The organism is Enterobacter chinensis (assembly GCF_034008295.1).
Lineage (GTDB): Bacteria > Pseudomonadota > Gammaproteobacteria > Enterobacterales > Enterobacteriaceae > Enterobacter > Enterobacter chinensis.
This window is the reverse complement of the sequence record NZ_JARDVI010000008.1, coordinates 168,845-191,000: the sequence shown is the minus strand read 5'-3', so window position 1 is coordinate 191,000 and position 22,156 is coordinate 168,845. Positions and strand designations below refer to the sequence as shown.

General features: G+C 56.8%; 11 protein-coding genes. 9 read left to right on the top strand and 2 right to left on the bottom strand.

Translation table 11 applies throughout. The features are described 5' to 3' along the window. Positions 1–18: 18 nt before the first annotated feature. The 6 genes from PYW49_RS21510 (at position 19) to PYW49_RS21485 (ending at position 12,670) form a co-directional block, all read left to right on the top strand. Entirely contained in the window at positions 19–5,742 is a 5,724-nt protein-coding gene (locus PYW49_RS21510; RefSeq protein ID WP_320387461.1) for an Ig-like domain-containing protein, read from the top strand. A 46-nt stretch (positions 5,743–5,788) separates the two neighbouring features. Continuing rightward, positions 5,789–6,694 carry an OmpA family protein gene (locus tag PYW49_RS21505; protein WP_320387460.1) on the top strand — a complete coding sequence of 302 codons (906 nt, stop codon included), beginning with the start codon at positions 5,789–5,791 and terminating at the stop codon, positions 6,692–6,694. Positions 6,695–6,980: 286 nt separating this feature from the next. After that, positions 6,981–9,239 (top strand): type I secretion system permease/ATPase, encoded by a 2,259-nt coding sequence (locus tag PYW49_RS21500; RefSeq protein WP_320387459.1) that lies wholly within the window; start codon positions 6,981–6,983, stop codon positions 9,237–9,239. Further along, entirely contained in the window at positions 9,236–10,471 is a 1,236-nt protein-coding gene (locus PYW49_RS21495) for an HlyD family type I secretion periplasmic adaptor subunit (RefSeq protein WP_134348182.1), read from the top strand. Before PYW49_RS21500 ends, PYW49_RS21495 begins: the two co-directional genes overlap by 4 nt. Before the next feature lies 1 nt (position 10,472). Next, positions 10,473–11,933 carry a TolC family protein gene (locus PYW49_RS21490; protein WP_320387458.1) on the top strand — a complete coding sequence of 487 codons (1,461 nt, stop codon included), beginning with the start codon at positions 10,473–10,475 and terminating at the stop codon, positions 11,931–11,933. Positions 11,934–11,983: 50 nt separating this feature from the next. Beyond that, complete coding sequence (locus PYW49_RS21485) at positions 11,984–12,670, top strand: response regulator transcription factor (RefSeq protein ID WP_134348180.1); 687 nt, start codon at positions 11,984–11,986, stop codon at positions 12,668–12,670. 51 nt (positions 12,671–12,721) lie between these two features. Here the strand turns inward: PYW49_RS21485 and PYW49_RS21480 are convergent, their stop codons facing one another. After that, positions 12,722–15,577, bottom strand: coding sequence for a transporter substrate-binding domain-containing protein (locus PYW49_RS21480; protein ID WP_320387457.1), 2,856 nt, complete (start codon positions 15,575–15,577; stop codon positions 12,722–12,724). Positions 15,578–16,029: 452 nt separating this feature from the next. Between PYW49_RS21480 and PYW49_RS21475 the strand changes: the two genes are divergently transcribed. Further along, a complete protein-coding gene (locus PYW49_RS21475; protein ID WP_320387456.1) occupies positions 16,030–17,241 on the top strand; it encodes a tetratricopeptide repeat protein in 1,212 nt (403 codons plus the stop codon). 5 nt (positions 17,242–17,246) lie between these two features. On the opposite strand, the gene PYW49_RS21470 is transcribed toward PYW49_RS21475, so the two are convergent. After that, positions 17,247–17,561, bottom strand: coding sequence for a Biofilm associated protein A (locus PYW49_RS21470; RefSeq protein WP_320387455.1), 315 nt, complete (start codon positions 17,559–17,561; stop codon positions 17,247–17,249). A gap of 246 nt (positions 17,562–17,807) precedes the next feature. Here PYW49_RS21470 and PYW49_RS21465 point away from each other — a divergent pair, with 246 nt between their 5' ends. Beyond that, the gene (locus tag PYW49_RS21465) at positions 17,808–21,365 is read left to right on the top strand and encodes a response regulator (protein ID WP_320387454.1); all 3,558 of its coding nucleotides are present in this window, start codon (positions 17,808–17,810) and stop codon (positions 21,363–21,365) included. Further along, the gene (locus tag PYW49_RS21460; protein WP_320387453.1) at positions 21,362–22,144 is read left to right on the top strand and encodes an aminoglycoside adenylyltransferase family protein; all 783 of its coding nucleotides are present in this window, start codon (positions 21,362–21,364) and stop codon (positions 22,142–22,144) included. The genes PYW49_RS21465 and PYW49_RS21460 overlap by 4 nt, the downstream gene beginning before the upstream one ends. Positions 22,145–22,156 lie beyond the last annotated feature (12 nt).

The following is a 22,156-nucleotide window of genomic DNA, read 5'->3' as shown; positions in this document are numbered from 1 at the left end:
ATTCATTTGGAAAATTGTATGAAAAAGACCATTACTACGAACAACAATACCGAAAATATCGCCGCAATGGCGACGTTGCCCCCGCTGCCTACAGACGTTTTACTGTGGAACGACTACCAGTTCCCGCGTGAAATTAACAACGGCGATCCGAGCGAAGATAACACCCCAACCTTTAGCGGTAAGGGTGAGCCGGGCATGACGGCGGTGATCGACCTCGGTGGCGGTCAGAGCGTTCGCGTACCGGTTGATTCAACCGGTAACTGGAGCTGGACCCCAGCGCCTGCGCTGGCGGACGGGTCTTATACCTGGTCTGTTTCCCTGGAAGACGCACAGGGCAACCGCGGTCCCTCTACTCCGCCAATCAGCTTCACCATTGATACGGTGGGTAACGCGGTCTCCATCAGCCACGCTGAAGATAACACCGGTACGCTGACTAACCCGCTGGCGAGCGGCAGCAGCACGGATGATGTGAACCCGGTTATCGTCGGGACGGCGACGCCTGGCTCTGTGGTGACCCTGTATGTGGACGGTAACCCGGTTGGCTCGATGACCGCTGACCCGGTAACCGGCGAGTGGGCGATTGAGATCAACCCGGCGCTGGAATCCGGTAAAACTTACGAAATCACCGCAGGTGAATACAGCGGTCCAGGTGAGATCCCTGCGCCGACGCGTCCGTTCCTGCTGACTGTTGATACCGTCGTGCCAACTGGCTCCTTCGATCGTATCGAAGACAACGAAGGCCGCTACCAGGGCGACGTGGCGAACCCGGGTGTGACCGATGACACCACCCCAACCCTGCACGGCACTGGCCGTCCTGGGGATATCGTCTACGTTCGCAACGGCAGCGACATTATTGGTTCCACCACCGTACGTGCTGACAACAGCTGGGAATACACCCTGCCTGAGCAGACCAACGGCACTGCGCTGGATGTGAGCGTCGTATTCCGTGGCCCGACCGGGGTGGAAAGCGCGCCGACCGCACCGTGGAAGCTGGTGATCGATACCGACGCGCCAAGCAAACCGATCATTGGTGACGTTGAGGACGATCAGGGTCCGGTTGTCGGCCCTATTCACAACGGTGACACCACGGATGACACGAAACCGGTATTCAGCGGCGAAGGCGCCGTGCCTGGCGATACCGTTGAACTGGTTGTTGACGACGAAGTCGTGGGCACCGCGATTGTCGGTGACGACGGTAAATGGGAAGTGACCCCGGAAAACCCACTGAAAGACGGTGAGCATGAAGCCGTGGTGGTCATCAGTGACCCGGCGGGTAACGCCAGCGAACCGTCCGACCCAATCGGCTTTATCGTCGATACTCAGCCGCCGGCAAAACCGACGATCGATACCGTCTTTGATGACGCGGGTCAGCAGACCGGCAATATCGCCAACGGCGGCATTACTGACGACAGCACCCCGGACTTTACCGGTACCGCCGAGAAGGGCAGCCTGGTGTTCATCATCGTGAACGGGAAAACCGTTGACTCTGTGACCGCTGACGCCGCTACCGGGGTCTGGACCTGGACGCCAGCGCTGGGCCTGGCCAACGGCCATTACGATGTCACCGTTGTGGCGCAGGATAAAGCAGGGCTGCGTTCCGAGCCTTCTGACGCCTTCTCATTTGACCTGCTGGCGGGCGGTATTCCAACGGCACCAGCCATCACTGACGTGATCGACGACGTTGACGCACACGTAGGTACGATACAGAACGGCGGTATCACGAACGACGCGCGCCCGACCATTACCGGTACCGCACAGGATGGCACAACGGTCTATCTGTACGACGGCACTAACCCGAACCCGATCGGCAGCGCCGTGGTAACGGGCGGTCGCTGGACCATTGAGTTCGACGCCGATCTGGCGCAGGGCGAGCACCGTTTCCGCGCGGTTGCAGAAGATGTGACAGGCAACCGCAGCCCGGAAACCGGCGAGTGGGTGATTATTGTCGATTCCGTTGATCCGCTGGCAGCTACCGACATTGAACTGTGGGACGACTTCGGCACGCCGGGTCTCATCGCCAATGACGACACCACCGATGACAACACCCCAACCTACCGTGGTAAGGGTGAAGCGAACGGTACCGCGATTATCGATCTGGGTAACGGCACCATCGTGCGCGTCCCGGTAGACGATAAGGGTAACTGGAGCTATACCCCGGCCCCGGCGCTGGCGGATGGCGACTACACCTGGAAAGTCTCGATTGAAGATAAAGCCGGTAACGTCGGTCCGGAGTCTGCTCCGATCCACTTCATCGTGGATACCAGCCATAACGGTGTTTCCATCAGCCACGTTGTGGACGATCAGGGTGACATCACCGGCAATCTGGGCAGCGGTAGCCACACCGACGACACGACCCCTACCGTGGTGGGCCGTGCGACGGCAGGTGCCCTGGTGAAAGTCTATGTTGATGGCAAATACATCGACAGCGTGCGCGCTGACGCCGTGACCGGTGAATGGCAGTACACCCTCAACCCGGCACTGACTGCGGATGCAACCTATAAGATCACCGCCAGCGAAGACGCAGGCGCGGGTGAGAGTGCGCAAACCGCGCCGTTCGAGCTGACGCTGGATACCCGTATCCCGACAGGTTCTCTGGACCGCGTCGCGGATGACGTGGGGACGATTCAGGGCGATCTCGCGAACCCGGCCGTGACCGATGACACCACGCCAACCCTGTACGGTAAAGGTGTGGCAGGTGATGTGGTCTTCATTTACGACGGTACCCGACTGATTGACTCCGTCACCGTAGGGCCAGCGAATACCTGGAACTATACGATGCCACAGCAGAACAACGGGTCTGAGCTGTCTCTGACGGCGGTATTCCAGAGCCCGACCGGCGTGAAGAGCGCGCCAACGGCAGCGTGGAACCTGACTATTGATACCGAAGCGCCAAACGCGCCGGCTATTACCGGCATGTATGACGATGCGAACACGCTGATCGCTGACGGCAGCCGCTCACGCGACACCACGCCAGAGCTGCGTGGTACCGCTGAGAAAGACAGTCTGGTGAAAATTTACGTTCCGGGTAGCAATGTGCCTGTTGGTTCGGTATATGCCGATGCAAATGGCGACTGGAAATGGACCTCACCAACCCTGTCTGATACGCAGCACAACTTCTTTGTGAAGGCGCAGGATCAGGCGGGTAACCTGTCGGGTGAATCCAACCATTACGGTCTGGAAGTCGACACGAAAGCGGCCACGCCGGTCATTCTGGGCGCGTACGATAACGTGGAAGGCGGCATCTACAACGGACTGGTACCTAACGGTGGGCTGAGCAATGACGGCAGTATGGAACTGCGCGGTACGGCGGAAGCGAACAGCATTATCTATATCTACAACGCCTATAACGACGGCGTGCTGGATACAGTAAAAGCTGATGCTAAGGGTAACTGGAGCTGGTCGCGTTCGGTCGCGGATACTGCTGCGGGTCGTCCACATATGTTCTACACCATTGCCAAAGACGATTTGGGCAACGTTTCCGGTAAATCGGCGACCTATTCTCTGAATGTGGATACGGTCAATGCCGCACCAGTGATTACCGGTGCGTATGACGATGTTGCGGGTGGCGTGTATAACGGCCTGGTGGCGAATGGTGGCGTGACGAACGACAAGACACCAGAACTGCGTGGTACCGCTGAACCGGGTAGCGTGGTGTACATCGTCATCGATAACTATGGCACTGTTGCGGGTTCCGTGAAGGCGGATGCAAATGGTAGCTGGAAGCTCCCGATCGCGACTAACTACAACCAGCAATACAACTTCCATGCGTACTCTGTCGATCCGGCTGGCAACCGTTCGGCAGATTCTGCGAAGTTTGCGATTACGGTTGATACGGTCAATAACGCGCCAGTGATTACTGGCTCCTGGGATGATGTTCAGGGGGGCGTGTATAACGGTCTGGTGGGTAACGGTGGCGTAACCAACGACAGAACGCTGGATTTACGCGGCACGGCGGAAGCGGGCAGCGTGGTGTATATCATCAACCCGGCAAACGGTGGGGTTCATGGTTCAACCACGGCGGGTGCGAATGGACAATGGTCTTTCCCGCTGACGACCAACTATAACCAGACGTATAACTTCCAGGCTTACTCTGTTGATAAAGCCGGGAACCGTTCGGTGAACTCCACCAACTTCGCGATTACCGTGGATACCGTGGTGGCCGCACCGAACGTAACGGTTATTACTGATAACGTGGCGGGCGGTAAAGTCGGTAACCTGGTTGACGGGGAGCGTACCAACGACAACCGTCCGACCATCACCGGTAACGGTGCGGAAGCGGGCGCGAAGATCGAAATCGTGCTGGCGCTGGGTAATCAGGGGTGGAGTAATAACAACCTCGTGTATACCACCACCGCCAAAGCGGACGGTACCTGGAGCCTGGAAATTCCGAAGGCATTGCAGGATGGCACCTGGTACTTCCGTGCCAATCAGACTGACCAGGCGGGCAACAAGAGCGCTCTGGGTAACCAGCACTATGTTGTGGTTGATACGGTCGCGGCTGCACCTGTCATTACAGCAGTCGTCGATAACGTTGCGGGCGGCAAGGTCGGTAACCTGGTTGACGCAGAGAAGACCAACGACAACCGTCCGACCATCACCGGTAACGGCGCGGAAGCGGGTGCGAAGATCGAGATCTGGCTGGCGGGTCCAACGACTGGGTCTGGATGGACAAGCGGTAAGAACATTATCTACACCACCACGGCCAAAGCAGATGGTACCTGGAGTCTGGAAATCCCGACGGCGTTGCCTGATGGCACCTGGTATTTCCGTGCCAAGCAGATTGATACCGCAGGCAACAGCAGTGCATTAGGCGCCCAGCGTTATGTGACCGTGGAAACCTGGTCGCCTGAAAACTTCCTGATCACCAGCGTCAGCGGTGGTGGGTACTTTGATGTCGTCGGTGAAGTGATTACGGTTAAAGGTGTGGGAGGGATTCCGGGCCATACTGTCAGCCTGAGAGGCGGTTTGACGCCTACGCTGGCAGGTACAACCGGGCGGGTACTGGATGATGGTACCTGGACCGTTACCTTAACGCTGGCGCAGTGGCGTGCTATCGGATTGTCTGCTCCAGGGAACGGCAACGGCTTTGCGGCAGTGTTTACCGTTGTAGATGTCGCGAATACCAGCATTCACACATACAACGGGGTACCGATCACTGTTGATGGCATGCTGCTGCGCAATAGCCGCAGTATGCGTTCCTTCAGCGTTGAGGAAAACACCCAGCCTGTTCATGAAGAACAGCGTGTGAACAGCGAGGAAAACAAACCGGCAAAAGCGCCTGTTGTGGCTCAGAACGAAGACGATAACGCGTCTAAGCAGGATGCATCGACAGAGCAGAAAGGCGTTGAGCACGATGCCGTCAATCATACGCTGACGTTAGCGGGCGACGCGAAGGACAGCATCGATCTGAGCAAGCTGGTCGGCAAAGATCAGCAGGTTTCAACGATTGATATGAACAACGGCAAAGCGGATGTGCTGAATATCAACGTGAACGACGTGCTGACCCACGCCGAGAAAGACATGTTTATCGCCGACGGCAATAAACAGCTGATGGTGCAGGGGAATAAAGGCGATGTGCTGAACCTGAACGACCTGCTGCCTGACAACAGCGATCCGGGTAACTGGACTAACGCAGGTAACGTCAAGGTGTCTGGCGTCGAGTACCAGGTGTACCAGATGGAAAATCTGGACGTGGAACTGCTGGTGCAGAACGGCGTCACCGTCAACGTGAATAATCACTAACTTAAACTTTTCCAGGCCTCCTTTCGGGGAGGCCCATGGAGGATTTATGACTTTTTTCAAGACCTCTTTATTCGCGGCGCTGTTTACCACCTCCGCATTTGTTATTCACCCGGCGCTGGCGGCGGAGAATTTTGGTAAGACGTATCAGCCTGTCGCCCCCGTCGGCCAGACGCAGACGCAGGTGGTTTACTACCGTGACGCCAGCAACGCCTCAGGCGGCGCGGCGCATATCTATGTTGATAACGAGTTCCACGACGCGCTGCTGCCGGGCGGTTTTACGACCTTCTGTCTGGCACCGGGTAAGCACAACCTGGGTGCCTATCAGAACGATGCGCCGGAATATCGCGGCAAAGAGCAGGGCTACAACGTCGAGATGAGCGGCGGTCAGACCTACTTCGTACGCGTCAGCCACACGCTGAACGCGGTGCCGGAAGCCCGTACGCGCGAGCAGGCGGAAAAGGATCTCGCTGGCCTGCGTGAGCAGACTCACGTGCTGTCCCGTGCCTCAAGCGTAGAGGCCTGTAAGAACCTTGCGCCGCAGTACAAAGATTACACCCTCTCGGGTGATGTGATGTTCCGCTTCGGTCAGTCCAGCGAGAAAGGCGTTTCTGCCCAGGGCCATCAGGCGGTGAAAGATCTGGTGACGACGATCAAACGTGAAAACGTTGAACTCAAGCAGATCCAGGTGATCGGCCACACGGACGCCATTGGCAGCGATCGCAGCAACTATGCTCTTGGTCTGAAGCGTGCGCAGACTGTCCGCACCATGCTGGCTGAAAACGGTCTTCCGGCTCGCCTGATGAGTGCCTCCAGCGTGGGCAGCAGTGAGCCCGTGGTGAACGACTGCGCGGCATCCAGTAAAAAAGCCCTGATTGCCTGCAATGCGCCGAACCGTCGTGTTGTGGTGCGCGTGAGCGGCGACCAGGACGTGTCGGCACAAGCACAAAAATAGTGTTACCTTTCAGCGACTCTTGCCGGGTGGCGCTTGCGCTTACCCGGCCTGCAATCACCAATATTATCAATCTATTACGACATTCATTGTAGGCCCGTGCAAGCGCAGCGCCGCCGGGCAAAACCCCCACTCATTCCTTTTTCGTGACAAAAAATAAGCAGTTCCATTGAGACAGGTCTCATTAAGGCAAGACCATTCCGCGTGACAGAATATTCCTAATTCATCTCAGAAAGTTAATTTATCTTTTTGATTTAACTGACTTTTAACAACCAGGAACACGCGAAATATGGAATCCTCAATGGCCAATACCCAGGAGGAACAGCTGCACACCATCGCCCGTGATACCCGACTTAATGACGACTCTCTGCTCAGAAGCATTGCCTGGCTGTCTGAGCATTATGGTCTGGGTAAGAGCGACGATGTCTTGCTGGCTGGTCTGCCTGTCGAACAAACTCTCACACCCTCTTTAGCGCTTGATGCGCTCAAAAACGCCGGTATCACCGGGGGGCTCATCAAGCGTAACAGCGCTGAACTGCCCGAGCAGGTTTTCCCCATGATTCTGCTGCGCAAAGGTGCGGGCGGCATGGTGCTGCTTGCGCGCGAGCGTCGTAAAAATGCTGAGGATAAATGGGATCTGTTCTACTCCCTGATCATGCCGGAAGTGGGCGATGAGCCGGTTGAGCTGAACCATGAGGCGCTTAGCGAGCTGTATGTCGGCTATGCCATTGCGGCGAAACCGACGGCGCGCATTGACAGCCGGGTCAGCGATATCGCACCGCCGCAACCAAAAGGTCACTGGCTGTTCAGTACCCTGTGGCGCTATCGCAGCTACTACCGCAGCGCGGCGCTGGCGTCGGTGCTGGTAAACGTGCTCGCGCTGGCCACGGTATTCTTTACCATGAACGTGTATGACCGCGTTATCCCTAACCAGGCGTTTACCACGCTCTGGTCGCTGGCGATTGGCGTACTGGTGGCGATGGTCTTTGAGGCCATCACCCGTACGGTGCGTGCGCATCTGCTTGATACCGCTGGAAAGAAAGCGGATTTGATTGTCGGTAGCGTCCTGTTTCGTCAGTCGCTGGCGGTCAAAATGGAGCATAAGCCGGCCTCTTCCGGCTCGTTTGCCAACCAGCTGCGCGAGTTTGAATCCGTGCGTGACTTCGTCTCTTCCGCCACCCTTGCGACCATTGCCGATCTGCCGTTCGTGCTGCTGTTTATCGGCATTATTTTTGCCATCGGCGGTTCGCTGGCCATTATTCCGCTGCTGATGTTGCCGATGATCCTGATAGTCAGCCTGCTGATCCAGTGGCCGCTGGCGAAAGTGATGAAAGCCAGCCTGCAGGAAGCCTCGCTAAAGCAGGGCGTGCTGATTGAATCCATTGAAGGTATGGAAACCCTGAAATCGGTCGGCGGTGAATCCTGGATGCAGAGCCGCTGGCAGAAATTCAGCGCCATGCAATCTTCCAGCGCGGCGGCGTCAAAACATTACTCAACGCTGGCGATGAACTCGGTGAGTTTCCTGCAACAGTTGCAAACAGTGATGCTGATTGTCACCGGCGTATACCTGATCGATGCCGGTAATCTGACCCAGGGTGCGCTGATCGGTACCGTGATGCTGGCCGGTCGCGTGACCGCGCCATTAAGCCAGGTGATTGGTTTAGCCGTGCGTTATCAACAGGCGAAAGCCGCGCTGGGCTCGCTGAACAGACTGATGGCGCACCCGACCGACCGCAGCAGCGACATTGATTACATCAAACAGCCTGAGCTGAATGGCGATATTGAGCTGAAAGGCGTGACCTTCTCCTACCCGGCACCGCCGATGCAGCCTAACCCGGAGATCCTCAAAGGCGTCAACCTGACGATCAAACCGGGTGAGCGCGTGGCGATTGTCGGCAAAATCGGCAGCGGTAAATCAACCCTGCTGCGCATCATTGCGCGCCTCTACACCCCGGTGAAAGGGCAAATATTCAGCAGCGGGCTGGATGTGAACCAGATTGAGCCGTCCGACTGGCGTAACAACGTGGGCTTTGTCGGCCAGGAAGCGCGTCTGTTTTACGGCACCCTGCGTGAAAACATCATGATTGGCCGCCAGAACGCCTCCTCCGATGAATTCCTGCACGTGCTGCGTCTGACCGGGCTGGATCAGATCGCTGCCCGTCACCCGCGGGGCATTCATATGCCCGTGGGCGAGCAGGGGAACAGCCTCTCCGGCGGTCAGCGTCAGCTGGTGTCCCTGGCCCGTACGCTGCTGGCGCGACCGAATCTGCTGCTGCTGGACGAACCGACCAGCGCAATGGATTCCCAGACGGAAGCCCTGTTCTTACAACACCTGAAAGTCGCGACCGCCGGGCACACGCTGGTGGTGGTCACCCATCGCCCGTCGCTGCTGGCGCTGGTGGATCGCATGGTGATTATTGATGACGGCAAAATTGTGGCCGATGGTCCTAAACAGCAGGTGTTGGCCGCACTGAACGGCGCACCGGCAAACGACAGTGCCCCTGCAAAAGCCGCTACTGGAAAACAGCCCGTGGAGGCCAGCGCATGAAATTCTTAAAGCGTAACAATAACAAGGCATTGTCTGCACGCGACGCTGCCTGGATGAGCGACATTCAGGAGGCGCTCTTCTCCCAGACCACGCCAAAGTCACGCCTGGTGTTATGGCTGATCCTGCTGGTGTTCGCCGGGTTTTTAACCTGGGCGCATTTCGCCAAAGTGGAAGAGGTCACCAAAGGCGACGCGAAAATCGTCTCGAAAAGCCGTGAGCAAATTATCCAGAGCCTGGAAGGCGGCATTCTCGAAGAGCTGAACGTCCGTGAGGGCGACATCGTTGAGCCGGGGCAGGTGCTGCTGAAAATCGACCCGACCCGCGCCCAGTCCAGCTATCAGGAGACGCTGCGTAAAGTGGTGGCGCTGGAAGCGACCGTCAACCGTCTGCGTGCTGAAGCCTACGGCCTGCCGCTGACCTTTAGCGACCGCGTGAAACAGTATCCTTCCGAAGTAGATCTGGAAACCCGCGCCTACAACAGCCGTAAGCAGGCGCTTGAAGAGGGCGTGGCTTCGCTCGAGAAAAGCTACCGCCTGGCGCAGAACGAAATTGCCATGTCAGAGCCGCTGGCCGCGCGCGGCCTGCTCTCTGAAGTAGAACTGCTGCGTATGCGCCGTCAGGCGAATGACCTGCAATCGCAAATTGTCGAGCGTCGTAACCGCTATCAGGCGGATGCCAACGCCGAACTGATTCGCCAGGAGCTGGATCTGGTGCAGGCCGAAGAGAGCCTGACGGGGCGCGCCGACGTGGTGAGCCGGACCACCATCACCGCCCTGGTGAAAGGCACGGTGAAAAACGTGCGCGTCACCACCATCGGCGGCGTTATTCAGCCCGGTGAACACATTATGGAAATCGTGCCGCTGGAAGACCAACTGCTGGTGGAAGGGAAAATCAAACCGTCTGACGTCGCCTTCCTGCATGCCGGATTACCGGCGATGGTGAAGATCACCGCCTACGATTTCGGTATTTACGGCGGTCTGAAAGGGCAGGTTTCGCTGGTCAGCCCGGACACGCTCAAAGATGACGCCAAAGCCGCCGCTGGCCGCCCTGACGACACCTATTACCGGGTGATGGTCCTGACCGACAGCAGCACGCTGACGGCGGGCGGAAAATCCCTGCCGATTATTCCCGGCATGATTGCGACGGTGGAGATCCGTACCGGCGAAAAAACCATTCTTGATTATTTGTTGAAACCTATCTTCAAAGCGAAGGAAGCATTCCGCGAGCGTTAATATGAAAAGTGATTCAATCTTTATGCAGCGCCGTCTGGCGGCGCTGCTGACGGCCGCGGCTTGCCTGGCATCGGCTAAAAGTGCAGCAAATAGTGACGGCTTATTAGCCTTTGCGCCTGTAGACCCTGTGGTAAAATCTCGCATGGTGATGGCCTCCACACCGCCCGCGCCGGCCGCTCCGTTAGTGGAGCAGGCACCCGTGACACACGCGGTCGCCGCGCCGAAACGCGATAATACGGCCCGGGCGCCCAGCGAAGGTGAGATCCGCACTCTGTTTAATGATGCGGTGAATACCGCGCTGAGCATCAGCGCCGAAGTGCGCGGCGCAAATTACAATACGGAAGCGGCAGAAGCCAACGTTGACGAAGCCAAAGGCCAACGCTGGCCGCAAATTGATGTCGGCACCCGCTCTAAAAGTTATCAGTTTGGTGGCGGTGAACATCGCTACAGCGACAGTCGTCCGGCGGTCACCGTCAATATGGCGACCACACTGCTCGATTTTGGCCGCACCAGTAACACCATTAAAAGCCGTGAAGCCCTGCATGATGCGGCGAGAAATAACGTTGATGCCCAGGCGGAAGATATCGCCTGGCAGGTCAGCAGCGCGCTCATCGAACTGAGCAAGCAGCGCCAGATTATCCGTCTGAGTCAAAAGTATGTGGCGCGGATGAACGAGCTGGTTGAGATGCTGGATGGGATCGTGAAGGTCGATCAGGGCCGTCGCAGCGAGCTGACCCAGGCCCGGGGGCGGCTGCTCCAGGCGCAATCATCGCTGGATACCGCCGTATCACGTGCGCGTGATACTGAAATTACCCTTAACCGCCTGCTGGGGGACAAAAAAGTACCCCTGCCTGCGGCGACCGTCTGGAACCTGAAGCCAGGGGAACTGACGACACAGCTCACGGCCATCGACACGCATCCGATGATTCGCCAGGCGCAGGCAGAGACCGCGTCGGCGCTTGCGGATGCGGATGCCGCGCGTTCGGCGTCCTTCCCGACGGTGACCTGGAACGTGGGCAAAAGCACCGGGCGCGACGAGCTGGGGCGTGAACAGTCCTGGGAGACGGGCGTGAACGTGAGCTGGCCGATTTTCCGCGGCGGTTCTCAGCGAGCCGCTGAACTCTCTGCCGCGCGTCGTGCGGACGCCAGCAGAGAAACCATTGAAAAACAGTTACGCGATCTGGATAACCGCGTGCGTGCGGCCGATCAGGATGCCCGTAGCATGCTGGAGCGCGCTGAGTTGTACCACGACTTAGCCTTTGAATCCGATCGCATTCGCCATGATTTCTTCGATCAATGGTACCACCTTGGCAAACGAACCCTGCTGGATGTGCTGAGTGCAGAAAGTGATTATTACGGTAACCAGGTCGCAGAAGCCACCAACCGCTTTGACGCTTACGCTGCTATTTTTCGTAGTTATGCCAGTGCGGGAACATTATTGCAGTGGCTGAGAAAGCCCTAATCAGCCATTTTTATAATGAACCACACAGCAGGCACAGGAAGAGAGTGCAGATGAATCAGTATTCAGGAAAGAAAATTTATATCGCCTTACTCGACGATCATCCGATTGTGCGCAAGGGGCTGGAGATTATTTTCAGCCAGGAGCCGGATTTCGAACTGAAGGGCAGCTTTGCCAGCCGCATTGACCTGATTAATTTTTTACGTACCAACCGTATTGATGTGCTGATCCTCGATTATTTACTCGGTGATGAAGACATCGACGGATTACCGATGATTAAGCAGCTGATGAGCAATTTTCCCTGGCTGAAAATTTTGATCTCATCGACCCTGGAAAATACCGCCATTGTCCGTATGGCGCTGAAGGCAGGCGTGCGCGGGCATATCGGTAAAAGCCGTGACGCCTCGGAAGTGGTCGATGCGGTGCGCCGGGTGGCGGCGGGCCATATTTGCCTCTCTGAAAGCATGGAGAAGGAGTTTTATCTTATCTCCGAGCCGTCTGCACCCGGTGACGTTGAGGATGAACAACATGTAATCGACGGCATTGGCCGTCTGGATCAGCTCTCGGCGCGGGAACTGGAGGTGTTACGCCTTTTCCTTTCCGGTATGTCGGTGCTGCAAATTTCCGAGAAGTTCAGCCGTAGCCGCAAAACGGTAAGCGGCCAAAAGAAATCGGCAATGAAAAAGCTGGGCGTGAAAACCGACCCGGAACTGTTCCTCTGGCACGACCAGCTGCTGTGACTCTCCACTGAGAGCCGCTTTTCTTGCCGGGTGGCGCTGCGCTTACCCGGCCTACTCTTCTTTGTAGGCCCGTGCAAGCGTAGAAGTACTGTTGCGCAGCGCCGTCGCGAGATCGCTAATCGAGCACGGCTTAAACAGACAATCGTTCATTCCCGCCTGCAAACACCGCTCCGTAATCTCATGCATCGCATTGGCAGTAAACCCGGTAATCCAGGTGGGGGCCCGACCTTGCTCACGCTCGGCGTTACGCATCATGCCCGTCAGCTGATAGCCGTTGATGCCCGGCATATTGCAGTCGGTGATGACCACATCAAACGCGGTATCAGCCCAGATTTTGAGTGCCTCATCGCCGCCGGAAGCCAGATGCGCGTGCTGTCCCAGCCAGGCCAGCTGTTTGGCCAGCAGGATCCGGTTTGCCGGATTGTCATCCACCACCAGCACGTTAAGCGCCGGTAACTTTTCATCTTCCTCATCCGGCTGGGCACATGGCGTAACGGCACGGGTGACTTTAGGCAGGGAGAAGGTCGCCCTGACGGTGGTACCAACATGTTTTTCACTGGCGAGCGTGAGCGTGCCATTCATGCTTTCACAGATGGTACGGCTGATATATAACCCAAGGCCGGTTCCCGCCCGGCGATTGTCCGCCTGGCTGAACGGCTTAAAGAGCGCGGCCTGCTGGCTGGAGTCAATACCAATCCCGCTGTCCTGTACCTCAATAACAAACTGAATGTTATCGGTGCCGGGCTCCTCACGCTGCGATAAGGTCAGCGTCACGCTGCCGCGGTCGGTAAACTTAATGGCGTTGCTCAGCAGGTTGGAGAGCACCTGCTTGATACGCAGCGGGTCGGCATAAACCTCATACAGCGCGTCCGTCGGGAAGACTTTATTCAGCTGGATATTCTTTTCAATCGCCACGCCCTGGAACACCCGCATCATGTTGTCGATGAGTTTTCCGAACTGCACGGGTTCCGGGTTGAAATCGAGATGCCCGCCCTCGATCCGGGAGATATCCAGAATATCGCCAATCAACCCCACCAGACCTTCTGCCGAGTCGTAAGCCACTTCCAGCGCCTGAAGATCGTGTTCGCCATGGCGTCCTTTTTTCAGGACGATGTCCAGCATGCCGATGATCGCGTTCATCGGGGTGCGGATCTCATGACTCATGGTTGACAGGAACACCGATTTTGCCCGGTTGGAATCTTCGGCGCGATCTTTCGCCTCGCTCAGCTCCGCCAGCAGCGACTCACGTTCCGTGAGCATCTCGCGCAGCTGGGTGAGCTGCTCGTTCAGTTGTCTGCGCAATGCCGCTTTGCGCACAATCTGCCGACGTAAATAGAGCGCCCAGCCCAGCGCCAACAGCACCAGCACGCCGCTGAAGACGCCGGTAGCGATCAGCACCTCGCGATAGCGATACCAGAAGCTGTCGACCACCACCAGCTCGTTGGGTCGCCAGCGGTTCGCCAGATTTTCCAGCTCAATAGGAGAGATACTCAGCAACACTTTATCCAGAATGCTCTGTAGCTCCGGACTTGCCAGCCCTACGCCAAAGGAGACCCAGACCGGTGAATCGCCAACGATAGCAACCACCTTCAGCTTATCCTGGAAGTTGGTATAGATCTGATAATCCGTCATCACCAGAATACCGACGGCGGCATCAGCATCTCCATTGGTGACGCTCGAAAGCAGCTGCGACTCATTGCCGACATGTACAATTTTGATTTCCGGGTAACGTTCGCGTATCAGGCGTTCGACGCCAATATTTTTTACCAGCGCCAGGCGCTTGCCGCGCAGGTCGGCCAGGGTGTGAATATCGTTGCGCGAGGTCGATGTGGCGAGGGAAAACGCGCTGCGTAAGTAGGGGCGCGTAAAGAGGATCTGATCCTGGCGCGCTTCGCTTGGCGTTACCGACGCGAGCATATCTGCCTGTCCATGGTTGACCTTAGCAATCAGGTCATCTGTGGTATCGCCGGTCTCAAAACGAAAGCGCAACCCGGTACGCAGTGACACCACGGAAAAGAGATCCGCCACGACCCCGCGCAGCACACCCTTGTTATCAATAAAAGAGACCGGTGCGGCATTATCCTGGCTGTAGATCAATACGCTCACGTCAGGATGACGCGCGATCCACGCTTTCTCCTGGTCGGTAAAATCCAGGGACTTGGTTCCCTGTGCAATATCGACACGATCGGGCTGCCAGCGGCGATAGAGATCCAGCTTTTCCTCTTCCGGTACGGCACGAATGGTTGCGTTGATCAGCTGGTTAAGCTGCGGGTTACTCTGACTGAGCGCGAAACCGACTTCACGGTTGGGCAGGCGCGAGAAACGTTCGATGTGTATATTGTTGAGATAATTTCGGCTCAGCGAATAGCTGTTGCCCAGATAGGCGCGTGACTGCCCAAAGGCCACGGCGCTGAGCGCTTCCTGGTAGCTGTCAAACAGACGAAAACGCGCGTTGGGATACGCCGCTTTCACCTGCGCAAGCGGCAGGTAGTCTCTGACCATCGCCACATCCGTATTGGCAAGATCTTCCGCCAGCGGCTGGGTTTCTCTGTCATTAATACCCAGCACGGGTTTGTCGCTGGCATAAGGCATGGAGAAAACAAACGCGTCATTCGCCTCGAAGGCGGCGACCGACGGAATAAGATCGATATCTCCGCGCGCGAGCGCCTGCCACAGCTCTTCCGGTGAATCGTACATGTTGACCTGCACCGGCAGATTAAGCTGCCAGGACACCAGGCCGAGATAGTCAGCGCTCAGCCCCTCATATTCATGGCGCATATTGCGCATACCGAAGGGGGGAGCGTCATAGCGTGTGATACCCACCGTCAAATTTTGCCTGTGCTTCAGCAGCGTTGCCTGCTCCTCGCTGAGCGGCAATCGACTCATGCCCTCAATAGGGGTGCGCATCAGAATCTTATATTCTTCGCTGTGCGCCGATGGCATCACGAGTAAAAATAAAACCAGAAGCAAAAAACGACGAAGGTAGTGGCGCATAACTTTTTATAACGCTCCTGAGAATAAGGTACTGAAAGTGATATTCTGATTAAACGGTACATGTATTGTTATAAGACAAGGCTTGGTTATTATTCTGGCAATCTTTAATAACAAAAAGCGCAATGTCTGGTCAGGAACGTTATTATTTCTACGCTATCCTCTCAATACTAATATAAGCGTGCATTTTCACCTGTTTTTTACGGTTTAAATCTAACGTCAGCATTGGTTGCCGGAAACATCAAGACCGGTCTTGTCGCTTACTTTACAGGCGAAGGGGATAATAATGCGCACGTTTATTTGATTATTGAGCCTGGACGATGCGCCGATCCTTTCATCCTCATTCCTCTGCTGCAAAACACGACGCAATGCGTCAGACATTTACTGCGCTGGCGGAGCAGTACCGCCACGCAATGGCCGTGGCGGATTATGCGACAGCCTCTCGCTGCTGCGAAAAAGCGCTGGCTGTTCTGCCGCACAATGTGTCGGTGCAGAGCGATTACGCCCTGAGCCTGATGCGTGAGGGAAAACATGACAAGGCATACAAGGTCTATCGTAAGATTTATCAGTCGCCCCGCCGTCATGAAGCGTCAGAAACCTGGCTCGATGGTCTGGCGGAATTGTGCGGCCATATGGGCAAAACGGATGAAATGCGCGCCTATGGTCTGGAGTCATTGACCCTTTCTGACCAGCGTTTTCGTCAGGGAACCGTCTGGCCGCTGCCCCTGACGCCACCGCCGGCTTTCCGGGCAGATCGCCCCGAAAAAAACATCATCGCATTCAGTCTGTATGGCGATCGGCCGCGCTACTGCGAAACCTTAATTAAAAACGTTGAGGCCGCCGCCGGGCTGTTTCCGGCCTGGCGCTGTCGTGTCTATCTGGATGACACCGTGCCGCAGCACGTCTGGCAGCGGCTGGCGCAGGCGGGAGCCGCGCTGGTGGATATGAGCCAGGAAAAGCACATCTACCCAACCCTGTGGCGTTTTCTGGTGATGGATGACCCACAGGTCGAGCGTTTCTTAGTGCGTGACGCTGACTCCTTACTTTCTGAGCGGGAGCAGGTCTGCGTGGAAGCCTGGCTGCGCTCGCCGTTTTATTTCCACCATATGCGCGACTACTTCACCCATACCGAGCTGTTGCTGGCGGGAATGTGGGGCGGCTGCGGCGGTACGATCCCGAACGTAGAGGGAATGATGCGTCAGTTTGTGGCGGGCTACCGGGGGAGCGCACGCTTTACCGATCAGTATTTCCTCAAAGTGGCGCTCTGGCCTACGGTCCGACAGAGCATTCTGAATCATGATGAGATCTTTGCGTTTCATCATGCTCAGCCCTGGCCTGCGCATCCGCCAATTCGCTGGAACGCAGAACATTTTCACGTTGGCAGCAACGCCGGGTTCACCGTGCTGGCGGGACCAAGTGAGAAAGCCGACGGTGAAAAGCAGCCCGTTGCATTACGGATTGAGGGGGAGAACTATCGCTATACGGCGGAGGTGCGCGACGGACAATGGCGATTGCCTATCCCATTCTTCCTCGCCGACGGTTTTCGTGCGGGCGAGGTGCAGGTTGAGGTTATCACTTAGCCCGATCACGTCTGAGGGACAACGTCTAAACCTGTCTGTACGAGCAGCTCCGTCTCATTACCCGAATGGTGATAAACCTCATATTGCACACCATCCACCGTGACGGAGCCTCTGGCTTTCATCCAGTCTCCGGGCTCCGATTCTGCGGGTAGCAGCTCGCAAAGATTGACTTGCTGCCCGGGTGTGCCTTTTATCAGTAACAGCTGACTGTCGTCGTCGATAAAAAGAGACTCTTCCCCTGGCATTAAAATATCGCCGAGGTCAATCTCGACCAGGGCAGGGAATGTGTTATTCATTTTTTTGAGAACCTGTTTACGCATAGCAAATCTGCTGCGTTTTTACCTTCCTGGGGGAGAGGGGACAATAAGTCCGGTCTTATAAAAAGCCTCTGACGAGAGTTTTTAAAAACAAGACCGACCTTAATCCCGGCCAGCCCGCCGATTGCTAAAATTCCCTCAAATTATGACGGGTATCCAGACAATGCAGAATGACGCGCGGTTGCTAAAATTAAGGTTGCACCCGTCTGCCTATTTTCAGCTCTCATCTTTCAGGGAACGATTCAAACGATGCGTTTTATCACTGCCCGGTTAATTAGCCTTTTTTTACTGCTTTGCAGTATCGGGCAGATTCAGGCCCAGGAACTGACTCTGCAACGCCGCGTGCAGGTCAATGCGCCGCATGTTCAGTTTAGTGATGATGTTCAGCAATGGCTGAATAACAATCAGACGCTTCATGTGGGCGTCTGGGGGCAGCCTCACCCTCCTCTCAGCGAAGGGATGGAACACGGGATTTTCAACGGGATTGCGGCTGATTATCTGGCGCTGCTGGAAGATAGTCTGAAGGTCAACGTCAAACTCCACTATTACAGCCAAAGTCGCGATGCCTTCCAGGCGCTGCGCCGCCATGACATTCAGATGGTAGCGATGTGGAACCCGGAGCTGTGGCCAAACCCCGATCTGGTGACCACACCGCCATGGTTGCTGGATAAGGCGGTCTTAATGACCACCCGCGAGCGGGCCGATGACGCACCCGAAGAGAGCCCTAAGACCGTCGGCCTGATGACTGATACCAACGCCAGCCCGGCGCTGCGGCGTTACTATCCCGGCAGCACGCTCCGTTTCCAGTCCTGGTATCCTTCAGCCGTCAGCGCGCTGGCGTTTAAGCAGATAGACGCGCTGTGGATTAACCGGGCCAGCGCGGAGTATCTCACTCAGTATCATCAGGCTCAGGGGCTACGCTGGCGCTACAGCCCGGCACTGCCCAATCTGAACATGAGTTTTGGGGTGGATCGCCAGTTGCCGCAACTGGCGGAAGCCATCGACACGGTGTTCAAACATATCCCGTTAGCCAGCCGTTTGCGTATCACCACCAGTTGGGGGCTTAACCGGAGCTTCGTGATCACGACGAACCCGCTGGGTCTTGATCAGGAGGAAGAGGACTGGCTGCGCAAACATAGCCAGATTCAGGTCATTCTTGATAATCGCCAGCGGCCGCTGGCGTTTCTGGAAGATGGAACGCCTGCGGGTCTGGTGATCGATTTGCTCAATCAATTTAGCGAGCAGTATGACATTCACTTCACCATCATGATGGCGGGTAGCGACGACGAACTGAATGCGTTAAAGCGGGATAACCCGGATGCGCTGGTGCTCAGGCAGCAGGTCAACGTGGCGCAAAAAAACGCAACGTCCAGCGCGATAACCCCACCATTGCTCACCACGCCCGTCGTGGTGGTGATGGATCAGGAGATCAAACGGCCGGACGATTTTTCCCAGTTGAAGGGCGAAAAGCTGGCGATTATGGCCGACGATCCGCTGCTCCCCTGGCTGGAAACCTGGTATCCCACGATCAAACTGGTGCCGTTGACCCATATGGACGACGCGCTCGCGCGGCTGAAAAAAGGCGAGATACGCGGTGTGATTGCGCCACAGTTTATCGCTAACTATCTGGTTACGCGCCACCATCCCACCCGTTTTCATCTGGCAGTGACGGTGCCCGTGCCCCCTATTGATGTGGTTATTGCCGCGCAAACCGACACCAGCCAGCCGATCAATATTCTCAATAAAGCGCTGGCGGATATGCAACCGCAGGCATTGATGCAGCTGGCGGGCGACTGGCGACAAGCGGCCATCGACAATAGCGAAACCTGGGCACAAAGTTCATTACTCAATTCACTGGTCTGGGGCGTATTGCTTCTGCTGGTGGTGACAGGGTGTTGGCTGTGGATACAGTATCTGCGCGCCGCGCTGCGTCGCGGCAACGTCTTGCAGCAACAGCTTACTGAACAGTTACGTTTTACCCAGGCACTGATCGACGCCTCGCCCGTGGCGCTCTACGTCCGCGATCGCAACGGCCATCTGCTGCGCTACAACCAGGCCTGGGCGGATGCCATCGGCCAGCCGGGCGATGCCTTCCAGGGGCAGCCGGTGACGGCAATCGACATTGCCGAACCGGCGGTGCTGGCAAACCTGGAGGCGAAATACCAGCAGGCGTTGCAGGATGGGCAACCGCAGAACTGGTCTGACAGTTTTACGATAAATGACCAGACGCGCTACCTGCAGGGCTGGGTTGTGCCGTGGCACGACAGCCAGGGGGACATTGGCGGCCTGATTGGCGGCTGGCTGGATGTCACCGAAAAAGAGCAACTGATTGCTCAGCTCTCTGAGACCAAAAGTAATCTGGAGCAGGCGATAGGCAGCAAGAATGCCTTTATGCAGACGATGGGGCATGAAGTGCGTACCCCGCTCAGCGTGATTACCGGCCTGCTGGAGATGGAGCTTCAGGCGCTGGATGCGCGGCATGAGCATAATGAAAACCTGAACCTGATATGGGAATCCTCCCTCAATCTGCTTTCGCTTATCGGCGATATGTTCGATGTCTTCCGTGCCGATAACCCGCAGCTGAATGGAACGACGCGCAGCACGCACCTGCCGCAGTTAATCCACAGTACGGTGGCGCTCTACCGGCAGCAGGCGGAAGCGAAGGGGATCACCCTGAACGTGCTGATCGAGCTCTCTACCGAGCGCTTTACCACCGATCCGCTGCTGATTATTCGCATCCTCTCCAGCCTGCTGCGTAACGCCATCAAGCATTCTCACTGTCATGAGATTGACGTTGAGGTGTATGAGGGCAGCAGAGAGCCGCATACCACGACGATCCCGCTGGTCATTGAGGTGTGCGATCGGGGCGAGGGCATTGGCGGTCATCTGCTGGAGGAGATTGCCGGACGGGCGCACCACGTGACGCTGAAATCTGAGTGGACTGACACCGGGTTTAGTTTACCCGCCTGCCTGTATATGGCGCAGGCTGCAAGTGCCGAGGTGCGTATCGACAGTGAACCCCATGAGGGCTGCGTGGTGAGCCTTCACTTCAATGCCGAGCCAGCTGCCAGCAAAGTATTGACCCCTCCGCCCGTCGAACAGACGCGCAGCCTGCATATTCTTGGCGTGGATGACTATCCGCCCGCACGGCGCGCGCTGCAGCAGCGGCTGGAGTCCTGGGGGCACCGGGTGTCACTCGCGACGCAGGGCGCTGAGGCGCTGTCGATGTGGCAGCAAAATCCTGAACGCTATGATGTCATTATTACCGACTGCACGATGCCAGAGATGGACGGTTATGAGCTGGCGCAGCAGATCCGCCATACTGAGCAACTCAATGGATTGCCGCCGATTCCGGTCTTTGGTCTGACGGCGATGAGCGGAGCAGAAGCGGCAGAGCGCTGTATTGATGCCGGGATGAATGAATATCTGGAAAAACCGCTGACGGCGGAGAAGCTCCAGACGCTGCTGGATCGCTATTTTGCGACCAGCAGCGCAAAACCCGACCTGGTGAATGATGCCACGCGGGCGCTGCAGGCCGAAATGGTTGAGGTCAACAAAGAAGATGCCAGCCAGCTGACGCAGTGGCTCGCGCAGAAAAATCGCGACAAGGTGGGCCGTATGGCGCACCGTATCAACGGCGGGGCGCGGATGATGAACATGACGGCCCTGCAGAAAGCCTGTGAACAACTGGAAACGGCCTGTAATGCAGAACGCAGCTGGCAGGAGATTGAATCCCTCGTCAACCGCGTGCTGGAAGAGATGGCCCGGTTTAATCAGCAGCTGACGTTAGACGAAGAGGTAGGATGAACGTACTCCCCTGTGCACAAAAACAGATCCAGACCGCCTGCGCGCTTATCGACAGCATCCTGGGAAGCGAGCTGATGGCGATTCACTTATACGGTTCGGCGATGGAGAGGGGGCTGAAACCGCTGAGCGATATTGACCTGCTGGTCACAGTGCGTTCGCCGCTGCGGGATGAACAACGGCGTACCTTAATGCAGAAGCTGCTTGGGATTTCGGCCTGGCCCGGCACGTCGGAGGTTTACCGGGCGCTGGAGGTGACGGTTGTCGTCTGGTCGCAGATTGTGCCATGGCACTTTCCGCCCGTGCGGGAACTGCAGTTTGGAGAATGGCTACGGGACGATATTACAAACGGCGAATACGAACCGGCGCAGCCCGACCCCGATCTGGCGATTTTACTGACCAAAGCGCGTCAGAACAGCTTCCCCCTGCGGGGAGAAGCGGCCAGCACGCTGTTTGAGGCGGTTCCTGAACGCGATCTGCAGCATACGTTTCGCCAGACCCTCGCGCTGTGGAACGGGGCCGACGATCTGGAGGGTGACGAGAGGCATATCCTCCTGACGCTGGCGCGTATCGGGTATAGCGTTGAGACCGGTAAGATTGCGTCTAAAGACGAGGCGGCGGCCTGGCTGCAGCCGCAACTGCCTGAAGCCCATGCGAAACTGCTGGGGGAGGCGCGGGCAGAGTATCTCGGGTTGGTCACTGTGGATTGGGCAGAAAAAATGCCTCAGGTTGAGGCATTTGTCCGCGAGGTCAAAAAAGCGATCCAGGAAAAACTGGCGTAACGCCGTCCGGCA

What these genes read in the sequence shown, in the direction of transcription:
- PYW49_RS21510 (WP_320387461.1), top strand. Translation starts at nt 19, where the DNA reads ATGAAAAAGACCATTACTACGAACAACAATACCGAAAATATCGCCGCA.
- PYW49_RS21505 (WP_320387460.1), top strand. Translation starts at nt 5,789, where the DNA reads ATGACTTTTTTCAAGACCTCTTTATTCGCGGCGCTGTTTACCACCTCC.
- PYW49_RS21500 (WP_320387459.1), top strand. Translation starts at nt 6,981, where the DNA reads ATGGAATCCTCAATGGCCAATACCCAGGAGGAACAGCTGCACACCATC.
- PYW49_RS21495 (WP_134348182.1), top strand. Translation starts at nt 9,236, where the DNA reads ATGAAATTCTTAAAGCGTAACAATAACAAGGCATTGTCTGCACGCGAC.
- PYW49_RS21490 (WP_320387458.1), top strand. Translation starts at nt 10,473, where the DNA reads ATGAAAAGTGATTCAATCTTTATGCAGCGCCGTCTGGCGGCGCTGCTG.
- PYW49_RS21485 (WP_134348180.1), top strand. Translation starts at nt 11,984, where the DNA reads ATGAATCAGTATTCAGGAAAGAAAATTTATATCGCCTTACTCGACGAT.
- PYW49_RS21480 (WP_320387457.1), bottom strand. Translation starts at nt 15,577, where the DNA reads ATGCGCACCCCTATTGAGGGCATGAGTCGATTGCCGCTCAGCGAGGAG.
- PYW49_RS21475 (WP_320387456.1), top strand. Translation starts at nt 16,030, where the DNA reads ATGCGTCAGACATTTACTGCGCTGGCGGAGCAGTACCGCCACGCAATG.
- PYW49_RS21470 (WP_320387455.1), bottom strand. Translation starts at nt 17,561, where the DNA reads ATGCGTAAACAGGTTCTCAAAAAAATGAATAACACATTCCCTGCCCTG.
- PYW49_RS21465 (WP_320387454.1), top strand. Translation starts at nt 17,808, where the DNA reads ATGCGTTTTATCACTGCCCGGTTAATTAGCCTTTTTTTACTGCTTTGC.
- PYW49_RS21460 (WP_320387453.1), top strand. Translation starts at nt 21,362, where the DNA reads ATGAACGTACTCCCCTGTGCACAAAAACAGATCCAGACCGCCTGCGCG.